General features: G+C 67.6%; 13 protein-coding genes. 3 read left to right on the forward strand and 10 right to left on the reverse strand.

What is annotated here, in order from left to right; genetic code table 11:
- Positions 1 to 388, forward strand: a 388-nt coding sequence (locus ACXJKH_RS07480) for a S49 family peptidase (protein ID WP_457318954.1), incomplete at its 5' end; no start/stop codon positions are given.
- 97 nt (positions 389 to 485) lie between these two features.
- On the opposite strand, the gene ACXJKH_RS07485 is transcribed toward ACXJKH_RS07480, so the two are convergent.
- Complete coding sequence (locus ACXJKH_RS07485) at positions 486 to 716, reverse strand: hypothetical protein (RefSeq protein WP_457318955.1); 231 nt, start codon at positions 714 to 716, stop codon at positions 486 to 488.
- Between the two features lie 171 nt (positions 717 to 887).
- Between ACXJKH_RS07485 and ACXJKH_RS07490 the strand changes: the two genes are divergently transcribed.
- Positions 888 to 1,664: an SDR family oxidoreductase gene (locus ACXJKH_RS07490; RefSeq protein ID WP_256775944.1), complete on the forward strand. Its 777-nt coding sequence runs from the start codon at positions 888 to 890 to the stop codon at positions 1,662 to 1,664.
- 19 nt (positions 1,665 to 1,683) lie between these two features.
- Here the strand turns inward: ACXJKH_RS07490 and ACXJKH_RS07495 are convergent, their stop codons facing one another.
- The 9 genes from ACXJKH_RS07495 to ACXJKH_RS07535 all read right to left on the reverse strand — a co-directional run bounded on the left by ACXJKH_RS07495 (position 1,684) and on the right by ACXJKH_RS07535 (position 11,339).
- The gene (locus tag ACXJKH_RS07495; protein WP_457318956.1) at positions 1,684 to 2,472 is read right to left on the reverse strand and encodes a hypothetical protein; all 789 of its coding nucleotides are present in this window, start codon (positions 2,470 to 2,472) and stop codon (positions 1,684 to 1,686) included.
- A gap of 60 nt (positions 2,473 to 2,532) precedes the next feature.
- Positions 2,533 to 3,336 carry a DUF4124 domain-containing protein gene (locus ACXJKH_RS07500; RefSeq protein WP_457318957.1) on the reverse strand — a complete coding sequence of 268 codons (804 nt, stop codon included), beginning with the start codon at positions 3,334 to 3,336 and terminating at the stop codon, positions 2,533 to 2,535.
- Positions 3,337 to 3,380: 44 nt separating this feature from the next.
- Positions 3,381 to 3,941 (reverse strand): Sua5/YciO/YrdC/YwlC family protein, encoded by a 561-nt coding sequence (locus tag ACXJKH_RS07505; protein ID WP_256775941.1) that lies wholly within the window; start codon positions 3,939 to 3,941, stop codon positions 3,381 to 3,383.
- 59 nt (positions 3,942 to 4,000) lie between these two features.
- Positions 4,001 to 6,505 carry a DNA topoisomerase I gene (locus ACXJKH_RS07510; protein ID WP_457318958.1) on the reverse strand — a complete coding sequence of 835 codons (2,505 nt, stop codon included), beginning with the start codon at positions 6,503 to 6,505 and terminating at the stop codon, positions 4,001 to 4,003.
- Between the two features lie 190 nt (positions 6,506 to 6,695).
- Positions 6,696 to 7,604, reverse strand: coding sequence for an RDD family protein (locus ACXJKH_RS07515; RefSeq protein WP_256775939.1), 909 nt, complete (start codon positions 7,602 to 7,604; stop codon positions 6,696 to 6,698).
- Positions 7,605 to 7,647: 43 nt separating this feature from the next.
- Positions 7,648 to 8,442 carry a GYF domain-containing protein gene (locus tag ACXJKH_RS07520; RefSeq protein WP_256775938.1) on the reverse strand — a complete coding sequence of 265 codons (795 nt, stop codon included), beginning with the start codon at positions 8,440 to 8,442 and terminating at the stop codon, positions 7,648 to 7,650.
- 37 nt (positions 8,443 to 8,479) lie between these two features.
- On the reverse strand, positions 8,480 to 8,953 hold the full coding sequence (locus ACXJKH_RS07525) for a DUF494 family protein (RefSeq protein WP_256775937.1): 474 nt from the start codon (positions 8,951 to 8,953) through the stop codon (positions 8,480 to 8,482).
- 42 nt (positions 8,954 to 8,995) lie between these two features.
- Positions 8,996 to 10,135, reverse strand: a complete 1,140-nt coding sequence (dprA, locus tag ACXJKH_RS07530) for a DNA-processing protein DprA (RefSeq protein WP_457318959.1) — start codon at positions 10,133 to 10,135, stop codon at positions 8,996 to 8,998.
- Positions 10,136 to 10,208: 73 nt separating this feature from the next.
- Positions 10,209 to 11,339 (reverse strand): LysM peptidoglycan-binding domain-containing protein, encoded by a 1,131-nt coding sequence (locus ACXJKH_RS07535; RefSeq protein WP_457318960.1) that lies wholly within the window; start codon positions 11,337 to 11,339, stop codon positions 10,209 to 10,211.
- A gap of 126 nt (positions 11,340 to 11,465) precedes the next feature.
- Here ACXJKH_RS07535 and ACXJKH_RS07540 point away from each other — a divergent pair.
- On the forward strand, positions 11,466 to 11,599 hold a 134-nt coding region (locus ACXJKH_RS07540), incomplete at its 3' end, for a peptide deformylase (protein ID WP_457318961.1).

The raw sequence follows: 11,599 nt of genomic DNA on the forward strand, positions 1-11,599 counted from the left end.
CAACAAGCCGGTCGAGGCGGTCGATGAAGTCGCCCGCGGTCGCGTGTGGAGCGGTGCGCAGGCCAAGGAACGTGGCCTGGTCGACGAATTCGGCGGGCTCAAGGCGGCGGTTGCCGACGCCGCCAAGCGCGCCAAGCTGGGCGGCGTGGACAAGGTCCGCGTGCGCTACATCGAGAAGGGCGCCACCCCGTTCGCGCAGTTCATGAGCGGCTTCGCCGGCAGCCACGCCGGTGCGTGGATGCTGGGCGAGTCGGGCATGGCGCGGCTGATGCTGGCCCGTTCGATGCCGGAGCTGGATACCCAGCTGCGCTTCGTCGAAGACGCCGCCCGCGATCCGCGCGGCAGCGCCCCGGTGAAGGCGTTGGCGTATTGCTTCTGCGGGTTCTGACCGGTTGCAACGCGAGATGAAAAAGCCCGGCGAATGCCGGGCTTTTTCTTGGCTCTACCGCGTGCCGCCACCCCATGGGGTGGCGTTGCCGCATTGGTCAGGGTGTTTTGGCTGCGTCGTTTCCTGCGTCATCGGCGGCACGGGGGTCCGGCGCCTTTTCCAGCATGTCGCGCGCGGCCTTGGCCTTGTCGAGTGGCTGCTGCATCGCATCGCGCAGCGCGGTGGCCTGCGGCGCCGGCGGCGTGTCCGGTGCCGGCGCTGGCACTGGTCGGTTGCAGCCGGTTGCGGCCAGCAGCGCAATCAACGGCAGGAGAGTACGGATGTTCATGGCACGCGCCTCGCGATGGGCCGGGGAGGGCAGTGTCGCACCGTCGCGCAGGCCAAGTGTGATGGCGGGTGCGCCGACGGTGCGCGAGTGCTGCGCTATCCTTGCGCCGGACGCGTTGCACGGTGCAACGCGCCGGCAGCAGGGGGCAGTGCCCCGACGCAGGAGACACATGTGAGCGCGCAACGTTGGCGACTGGACGGACAGACCGCATTGATCACCGGCGCCAGTGCCGGCATCGGCCTGGCCATTGCGCGGGAACTGCTGGGCTTCGGTGCCGACGTGCTGATCGTCGGCCGCGATGCCGACGCGCTCGAAATGGCACGCGATGAACTGGTCGACACCTTTCCCGATCGCGAGATCCATGGCCTGGCCGCCGACGTCTCAGATGACGAAGACCGCCGCGAGATTCTGGACTGGGTCGAAGACCACAGCGATGGCCTGCACCTGCTGATCAACAACGCCGGCGGCAACATCACCAAGCCGGCCACCGAATACACCGAAGACGAATGGCGCGGGATCTTCGAGACCAACCTGTTCTCGGCGTTCGAACTGTCGCGGTACGCACACCCGTTGCTGGCCCGGCATGCGGCCTCGGCGATCGTCAATGTCGGCAGCGTGTCCGGGCTCACCCACGTGCGCAGCGGCGCGGTGTATGGCATGACCAAGGCGGCGATGCACCAGATGACGCGCAACCTGGCGGTGGAATGGGCCGAAGACGGCATCCGGGTCAACGCGGTGGCGCCGTGGTACATCCGCACCCGGCGCACCTCCGGTCCGCTGTCCGACCCGGATTACTACGAAGAAGTGATCGACCGCACCCCGATGCGCCGCATCGGCGAGCCCGAGGAAGTGGCTGCGGCGGTCGGGTTCCTGTGCCTGCCGGCGTCGAGCTATGTCACCGGTGAGTGCATCGCGGTGGACGGCGGTTTCCTGCGTTACGGGTTCTGAGGCCGGGCAACGGCTGGGGCTACGGCACGGCGCAATCGCTGTCGGCGAGGATCGCCTGCAACCGCTCGCGCTCGGCGATGGCCCTGGCCTTGTTCTCCGGGGCGGCGAAACGCTCGCTGCCACGTGCATCGCGGAAGCGCTGCTGCCAGCTGCTGCACCGCTGCGCGTCGGCGACGGCTTCGCACTGATCGCGGATCACTTCGCACCCGGCCGCATTGACGGGCGTGTTGCCGCCCAGGCCGGTGACGGTCATCAGCACGCAGTGCGGCGGTGCCGGCTCGCGCTCGTGCAGGTAACGGTTGCCGTCGCTGCCCTGGCACTGGTAGATCTCCGGCAGCGGCGCCTTGGCCACCGCTGCGGCGTCCTTCGCGGCCGCCGCCTCCTGTTGCGCCTGGCGGCGGACCACGTCACTGTCCAGGATGGCGTTGCCTTCGGCTTCCACCGACGTCTGCACGTCGCCCTGCAGGATCGGCAGTGGGGCGTGCTGGAGCATGTCGGCCATGGCGGTTGCATCGACCACAGGCGCGATGGCCGCTGGCGCGGCAGTGCCGGCAGTTTCGGCGGTCCCCGGCGGTTGGCGCGACGCGGGCGCCACGAAGCGCTCGATGCGCTGCGAGCTGCCCGCCGGGCAGGGCTTGTTCTGCACGGTCAGCGCGCCGTCGGCGTCGGTGCAGCGGAACAGCACCACGTCATCGGCCCGCGCGGCGGCAGACGCACACAGCAGGGCGGCCAGCAGCAGCGCGCGGGTGGGCAGCGCGGGGCGAGTCGAGCGCGACGCGCACAGGGTGGGAGCGGAAGCTACATGCATCGGCGTGGGTTCGTGCGTGTCGTCGACAGCGCCAAATGCGCCTGCACATTGAAACACGCGTTAGCGGCAGTCGCGGTCCAACCGCGCATCAACGCTGCGTTGCTCGCGACTGAGCGCATCGCGCTCACCCTGCAACGCGCTGTTGTACTGGCGCACCAGCTCCCAGCGGCGGTCCTTGAGGCGCGAACAGACGTCCTGCTGCGGCAATGGCGTGCACTGATCGCGCACCAGCACGTTGCCGGTCGGGATCACCGTGTCGGTGTAGGTGCCCGGGTAGCCCTGGCGTTCCCCTTCCCACTGCGTACTGCCGCCGCCAATGCGGATGCTGCCCCCGCCGTGGCGGCCGCCGCCGGAGACGGTCAGCGCACCGCCGCTGGACTGCACCGACCCCGCGCCCATCGGCGCGATCGGCGGCAATGGCTGCGGCCGCGGCGGTGGCCGGCCGCCGCCGGGAGGGCGGTAACCGGGCCCATAAGGGGCGTACACGCTGGTCCACACCGGCACCCAGCGCGGATTGCCCTCGTCGCTGTCGCTGGTGTAACGGCCGCCGTCATCGCGCACGCATTCGTACAGGGGCTGCGGCGGTTGCACGTGCACATAGCGCACTTCGCGCTGGGGGGCAGCGGGCGTGGGCGCCTGATCCGGATCGCGGTCGCTGCGCACCACGCGCGGGGCGGGATCACGCGGGCGCTGCATGTCGCGCACTTCCTGGCGGCCATCGCGGCAGGGCGCATCCTGCAGCGCCACCGCGCCGTTGCTACCCACGCAGCGGTACACGCGAACGTTGGCGGCATCCTGCGCGGCCAGTGGCAGGCTGCCGGCGCATAGCAGCAGGGACAGGCTCAGGGCGGTCAGTCGGTGCATGGCCACAGTGTGCGGCTTTGCCGGCACGCACGCAAAACCCGGGCTCAGCTGCGCAGGATGTCGCCGCTGAGCGCGTCGCGGATCGGGGTCGGCTGGGCCAGCCCGCCGGTGTCGCCGTCGATCAGTCCATCCAGCAGGGGCAGCAACGCCGGGTCCAGCTCGGCGCGGGTGCGTGCCGGTGGGCGACCGGCCAGGTTGGCGCTGGTGGACACCAGCGGGCCGCCCCAGGCGCGGCACAGCGCGGCCACCCGCGGATGGGCGCTGATCCGCACCGCAATCCCGCTGTGCTCCCCGGTGATCCAGCGCGGCGCGCGCGGGCCCGCCGGCAGGATCCAGGTGTGCGCGCCGGGCCAACTGGCCAGCACGGCGGCCTGGCGCGATGCGGGCAGCGCCTGCAGACGCACCCAGCCCTCAAGCTGGGCCAGCTCGGCCGCCACCAGGATCATGCCTTTCTCGACGGGACGCTGTTTGATCCGCAGCAGCTTCATCACCGCCGGCTCGTTGCCGGGGTCGCAGCCCAGGCCCCAGACTGCTTCGGTGGGATAGGCGATCACCCCACCGGCGCGCAGCGCAGGCAGGGCGGTATCCAGGGTGAGTACGTTCATGCCGGGATTATCCCCCCGCTACGGCACAGGGGGATAGACGCAGCGCGGCGAAAGCCGGCTCAGGAAGCGGCTTTCTTGACTGCTTTTTTCACCGCTTTCTTGGCGACCTTCTTCGCCGGGGTCTTCTTGGCTGCCTTCTTTACCGCGGTTTTCTTGGTGGCCGTCTTCTTGACCGCCGCCTTCTTCACCGTCTCGCCCGCCGCCTTCTTGGCCGGGGCCTTCTTGGCGGCGACCTTCTTGGTGGCCTTCTTGCCGAAGCCCTTGCGCACCGGCTTGCCGGTTTCTTCCATCAGCTGCTGCACGTCGGCCAGGGTCAGCGACGCCGGCTCGCGATCCTTGGGGATCTTGCCGTTCATCTTGCCGTCGCTGATGTACGGACCGAACCGACCGTTCAGCACCTGGATCTCGCTGCCCTCGAATTCCTTGATGATCCGGTTGCGCGCGATCTCTTCCTTTTCTTCGATCAGGAAGACCGCCCGGGCCAGGTCAATGGTGTAGGGGTCATCTTCCTTCTTCAGCGAGGCGTAGGTGCTGCCACGCTTGGCGAACGGGCCGAAGCGGCCGATGCCGACGCTGACATCCTCATCCTTGTCCTGGCCCAGCGCGCGCGGCATCAGGAACAGCTCCAGCGCGTCTTCCAGGGCAATGGTGTGCATCGACTGGCCCGGACGCAACGAGGCGAACTTGGGCTTGTCCTCGGCGTCCTCGGCGGTGCTGCCGATGGCCGCGTACGGCCCGAAGCGGCCCAGCCGGACGCTGACCGGCTTGCCGGTCTTGGGGTCGGTGCCGAGCTCGCGCGCGCCACTGGCCTCGGCACGGTCGACCGATTCGTTCTTTTCCACCACCAGCTTGTTGAACGGGTCCCAGAAGCGGGCCATCAACGGAATCCAGTCTTCCTCGCCACGCGAGACGGCATCGAGTTCGTCTTCGAGCTTGGCGGTGAAGTCGTAGTCCACGTACTGGGTGAAGTGGCTGGACAGGAACTTGGACACCGCTCGGCCGACGTCGGACGGGCGGAAGCTGCGGCCTTCCATTTCCACGTACTTGCGGAACAGCAGCGTCTGGATGATCGAGGCATACGTCGACGGACGGCCAATCCCATATTCTTCCAGCGCCTTGACCAGCGCCGCTTCGGTGAAGCGCGGCGGCGGCTGGGTGAAGTGCTGGTCGGCCACGATGCGATCGAGCGGCACGCGGTCGCCGGGCTTCATCGCCGGCAGCTTGCGGCCTTCGTCGTCGTCCTCGGCGCTCTTGGTGTCCTTGCCTTCTTCGTACACGGCCAGGAAGCCGGGCACCACCACGGTGGTGCCGCTGGCGCGGAACACGTGCTCGCTGCCGGCCGACAGATCCACGCTGACGGTGTTGAGCGTGGCCGGGATCATCTGGCAGGCCACCGCACGCTTCCAGATCAGCTCGTACAGCTTGCGCTCGTCGTCGGTGAGGAAGCGGGCGACCTGTGCCGGGGTGCGCAACGCCGAGGTCGGACGCACGGCTTCATGCGCTTCCTGGGCGTTCTTGGATTTGGTCTGGTAGGTGTTGGGCTGGTCGGGCAGCGAGGCGATGCCGTAATCGCGGGCGATCACGTCGCGGATCTCGGCCAGCGCGTCCTGGGACAGGTTGACCGAGTCGGTACGCATGTACGAGATCAGGCCGACCGTGCCTTCTTCTTCGCCGATGGCCACGCCTTCGTACAGCTTCTGCGCCACCTGCATGGTCTTGCGGGTGGTGAAGCCGAGCTTGCGCGAGGCTTCCTGCTGCAGCGTGGAAGTGGTGAACGGCGGGGCCGGGCGACGCTTGCGCTCCTTGCTGGCCACGTCGGTGACGTGCAGGGCGCCCTGCGCCGCCTGCTGGATGCGCAGGCGTGCCGCTTCGGCGGTGTCGCCGTCGGTCACGGTGAACTGTTCGAACTTCTGCCCGTCCAGCTTGATCAGGCGCGCATTGAAGGGCTGCGACGGATGCGCGCAGGCGGCATCGATGCTCCAGTACTCGCGGGCGATGAAGGCTTCGATCTCTTCCTCGCGCTCGACGATCATGCGCAGCGCCGGGCTCTGCACGCGGCCGGCGGACAGGCCGCGCTGCACCTTGCGCCACAGCACCGGGGAGAGATTGAAGCCGACCAGGTAGTCCAGCGCGCGACGCGCCTGCTGGGCATCGACCAGGTCGCCGGCGATCTCGCGCGGATGGCCCATCGCTTCCTTGATGGCACGCGGGGTGATCTCGGTGAAGACCACCCGCTGCATCGGCTTGTCCTTGACCAGCCCGCGTTCCTTCAGGATCTCGGCGATGTGCCAGCTGATCGCTTCACCCTCGCGATCCGGATCGGTTGCCAGGAAGATGTCGTCGGCGGTCTTGGCAGCCTTGACGATGGCATCCACGTGCTTTTCGTTCTTCTCGATGAGGTCGTAGCGMATCGCGAAGTTGTTGTTGGGGTCGACCGCGCCTTCCTTCGGCACGAGGTCGCGCACATGCCCATACGAGGCCAGGACGGTGAAGTCCTTGCCGAGGTATTTGTTGATCGTCTTGGCCTTGGCGGGCGATTCGACGATGAGCAGGTGCTTGGGCATGTCAGTTATTTCTTTGGGCAGCGGCCCGGGGGAGGGCGCTAGGGTGGAGCAAATGGCCGCATTAGTGAAGGGCAGCGGGCGATATCCATAAACTGAACGCCCGGGTATGCGCCGGGCGTTCAGCTTCTTTCTCTTATTAGAGGAATCACGACGGGCCGCTCGTGTCAAGCGGCCCGGTGTGAGGATCCACTCAGGACATCGAGCTGGCGATGACCCCGATCATGGCGATGCCCAGCCCGATAGCGGCCACCGTGGCCAGGCCGGAAATGACCAGGATCACGATCGTGACGGTACCCAGGCCCGGTTCCTGCAGGTGTTCGTTCTCGGTGTAGGCCCATTTGTCGACCACCACCGTGTCGCAGATCATGTCGTGCAGGGCCTGCTTGCGTTCGGTGAAGGCGGCCATGATGAAACCGATCATCAGGGTCAGGCTGCTCAGCAGGAAACCGAAGTAGCGGCCGATACCGCGGCCCAGCGTGAGGCGTTCGCCGTTGCCCCGCACCACCTTGATGCCAACGGCCATTTTGCCCAGCGTCGCGCCGCCCGCCGAAGAATGGAAACCGGCGTAGTAGGCAACGCCCACCACCAGGCTGGCCGCCATCGCCAGCAGGCTCATCACCACGCCCACCGATTCGTTGCCCGACACCGCGCCGATCCCGTTGAAGATCAGGCTGATCGGGACGTTGATCACACCGACCACCAGCGAATCGATGAAGTAGCTGGCAAAGCGCTTCCAGAAGCCGGCATAGACCACGTCACCGCCACTGACCACCGCCGTGCCGGCATAGCTGCTGGCCGCCGGAGCCGTGTACGGCGAATGGGTACCGCCCCCGGTGCCGGGCAACGGCGCGGTGCCGTTGTCGATGGCGGTGTAATCGCCACGCAGGTCGAAGCCGCTGCCGAGGTTCTCGGCCGCGCTGGACAGGTTCTGCAGCTGCAGCTCGTCCACCGCYTCAGACAACGGTTTCCACTGCGGATAGCCTTCGCGCCACACCAGCGTGGCCAGGTTGATCTGCGCGCGCTGGAAACGCAGGCGCAGCTCATCGGCCGTCAACGGGCCCTGGCGTTCCTGGCCATCGGCGAAATACCACTCAGTCATTGCGTCAATCCCCTTTGATTCGTCCATGGACATCGGTCCGGTGTCAGCCGCGGCAATCGAGCGGCAGGTACTTGTCGTCGGCTTCGGAGGTGCAGGTCCAGTGCTGCTGGTCCGGGTCGTAATCCAGCCACAACAGCTTGCCGTCCAGCTTGGTCTGGTCGGGCACCGACAATGCCGCTTCGATGCCGCAATGGCTGTTGTCGAAGCGACCGATATGCACCGCCGCCAGCGCGCCGCTCGCGTAGTCTTCGGCCGCCTGGAAGCCTTCATCGGCATTCACCGGGCAGCGTCCGTTGGTGCTGACGAACTCGACCATCTGCAGCTTGATCGGCGCCAGTTCCGCGACAGCCTGCGTGGTTTTCGCGCGCAGCGTGTATTCCTGATAGGCCGGCAAGGCGATCGCGGCGAGGATGCCGGCAATGCCCACCAGCACCAGCACGCACACGCCGGCCACCAGGCCTGCGATCGCGCAGCCGGACAGGCCCTTGCGCGGCGGCACCGTGCCAGCGGCGAGGGGGGCGGTCGTCGGCGGCGGCGTCGCCACCGGTGGAACCGGCGCGGGGATCTGCGGTGGCACCGGTGCCACCGGCTCCACAGGGACGCTCACGGTGTCGATATCGGCCGGGATGACGGGATCGGATGCGCTGGTCGGGGGCGGCACCAGGACCAGACCGATCTCGTCGGCGACCTCGCGCAGCGGTTGCCACTGCGCCATGCCGTCGCGCCATACCAGCGTATCGGCCGCGATGCGGCTGGACTGGTAAAGCGCGATCAGCTCGTCAGACGCCAGCGGCCCACGCTGCTGGCGATTTCCTTCTGCATAGAACCACTGGCCCACGGCACGCTCCTGAATGCGCAAGGCGCCCAGTGTACGGTCAGTGGAGCGGTTCCGGTTCGTCAATGAACATCTGGGTTTCCATCCAGGCGTACGCCGCCTCGGAACCGGGCTGGTTGAACAGCACCATCAGCACCACCCACTTGAGGTCGTCCAGGTCCAGTTCGTCCTGGTCCAGCGCCATCGCCCGGTCCAGCACCAGCTCGCGCTGGTTGGCGTCGAGGATGCCGTGCTGCTCCAGGAACATCAGGAAACCACGCCCTTCGACGTCAAGCTTGTCCAGCTCCGGCCCGTGATAGATGCGCACGGGGCCATCGACCCGGGCCAGGGTCACGGCAGGCCGCTGGTCGGCCAGGGCATCGAGCCAGTCGAACGCTTTCTTGATTTCGGTGGGGCTGAAGCCGGCCTGTATCAGGCTGTTCTGGAGGGTGTCGCGGTCACGGACAAGGTCCGGATCCTCGCTGAAATAATGTTCGAACAGGTACAGCAGGACATCCAGAATGCTCTCTTTCATTGCCCCTCGGCCTGCGTCAACGACGCTGTGGAGGTGAAGAAACTAGGGTTTTCGACAGTAGCGCCCGTAATGGGCCACCACCTTTCCATCCAGTTCCATGATCAGCAGCATGGCCGACAGCTGGGCCGTCGTCAATCCGCTGCGCTGGATCAATGAATCCATACCCGTTGGGTTGTCATCCAGTGCCTGCCACAAGCGCTGGTAGTTCGGGTCGGAGAAGGGAGGGGCGCCTCGCGGCGTGGGTCGTGCCTGTTCAGTGGGGGCGTCCAGCCGGCTTCGCAAGGCCTGGCCGAGGCTGCCGGCCAGCGCGGTCAGCCCGGCGATCACCTCGTCAGGATGCTCCACCAGCTGGGCACCCTCACGGATCAGCCGATGGCAGCCACGGGCGCGCGGATTGCGCACCGAGCCGGGCACGGCGAAGACCTCGCGGCCGGCCTCGGCGGCCAGCCGCGCGGTGATCAGCGCACCGGAGCGATGGGCGGCCTCGATCACCAGCGTGCCCAGCGCCAGCCCGGCAATGAGCCGGTTGCGTGCGGGGAACTGATGCGCCTTCGGCGCGATCCCGGGCGGGTACTCGCTGACCACGGCGGCGCGCGCGGCGATCCGCGCCTGCAACCCGGCGTGGGCCGGCGGGTAGGTCTGGTCCAGCCCGGTGGCGACCACCGCCACGGTCAGTCCGCCCGGTACCTGCAGCGCGGCGTCATGGGCCCGCCCATCGACCCCGGCAGCCAGCCCGCTGACCACCGACAGACCGCTGCGCGCCAACGCCCCGGCAAATTCCGCGGCCAGCTCGGCGCCGCTGGGGGATGGGGTGCGGCTGCCGACCACGGCCACCCCGGGATGCCACAACGCGGCCGGGTCCCCCTGCACGAACAGGCCCGGTGGCGCCTCCGGCTGGTGGCGCAGCAACACCGGGTAGTCCTCGCCGGTGATGGACAGCAGGTGGTGGTCCGGTTCGGCCAACCATGCCTGTGCGCGGGCCAACAGGGCGGGATCGGGTGTCGCCAGGCGGCTGCACTGGCCGGGGCTGCAACCGGCCGCGCGCCAGGCAGCCGGGCCGGCGCGCAGGGCGTGGCCGGCATCGCCGTGCTGCTCCAGCAGGCGGCGGCGCGAAAGCACGCTGCCGCCGGCCAGGGCCAGACGCAGCACGGTGTCGGAATCATCGGTGAGAAGGGGGCTCATCCCCTCAGGCTAGGCCGCATACGCCGACGGCGCCCTGGGGCGCCGTCGGAGTGTTGCGTCAGGAATTGCCGCGTTACTGCGCRTCGGGGTGCTTGGCCGCGTAGCCGACCTGGACCGGCTTGACCCCCTGCATCACCAGCGCGTAGCTGACCTTGTCGAAGGTGCGGAACACCATCGCATGGGCGGCGTACTCGTCGGGCAGGGTGATCCGGCCGGCGCCGTCGGTCAGCGAATCGTCCATCCGCGACGAACCGGGGTACTTCATCGTGTTGGCCACGTGGCGGCCCTGGCGCCACAGCGACACTACGGTGCCGTTGTCGATGCCATTGGCGCTGCCGGCGGAGATGGCGATGACATCACGCGGCCCCCCGGACAGGAACATGTCCGTCACCGCCAGCACGCGGATGTCCAGGCCTTCGCTCTGGGCCGCCGGGACATGAGGGAAGAACTGCAGGTCGTAAGGATTGGCTTCGACCGGCACCAGACGATCGCCGTTGCGTACTTCACGCGCGCCGATCTGGGTCTGCAGGGCGATGGTGGTCACATCGACATTGCCGGAGGCAACCTTGGTGACCGTGCCTATGTTGACCTGGGCCAGCTCGTAGCCCAGCGTCTGGTTGCGCTTGCTGGGCACGAAATAGTTCTTCCAGACGTTGCCGCTGCCCGGCGTGACCTCACCGCGGGCGGTCAGCTCTTCGGTCGGCTTGGGCAGGGCGTAGCGGACGGTCGGACGGACCACCGCGTAGCGCTGGCCCACTTCCGCCCCGTCCAGGCCGCGCACGTAGGCAACCTGGCCGTTGGTGGCGCGCAGGCGGTTGTCTTCCAGGCCGGCCACGAACGGCAGCGACTTGATCTCATCGACCACGCTGAGCTGCTTCAGGAACGGTTCGACCTGATCCAGCGGGATCGCATTGATCGGCGCTTCCTGGCGCGGGCCGGGCTGGGCCACGACGCGGTCCAGGTAGGCCAGGCTGAGTACGTCGCCCGGGTAGATGAGATGCGGGTTCTTGACCTGCGGATTGGCCTGCCAGATCTCCGGCCACAACCACGGCTTTTTCAGGAAGCGCGCGGAAATGTCCCACAAGGTATCGCCCTTGCGGACGACGTAGGTATCCGGGTGCCCGCCATTCACTTCAACGGCGGTAGCATAGGTGGCGACGGTCAACATCGCCACGGCGACGACCGTACGAGTACGTTCAAACATAGGTGTGGTGCCTGATTCCCCAACAGGTGCCCGCACTATAGTCCAGAAACCGGGGCGCAGGGCAAGCGTTGGCGATAGAATTGCGACGTACGCCGCTTTGACCGGCGCCCCCTACCGGTATTTGCCATGGCTATCCTGCCTATCCTCGAGTTCCCCGACCCGCGCCTGCGCACCAAGGCTGCGCTGCTCGAACCCGCCGAAGTGACCGCCCCGGCGTTCCAGGAACTGATCGACAACATGTTCCACACCATGTACGACGC

It is taken from the genome of Stenotrophomonas sp. P5_B8 (assembly GCF_054049855.1).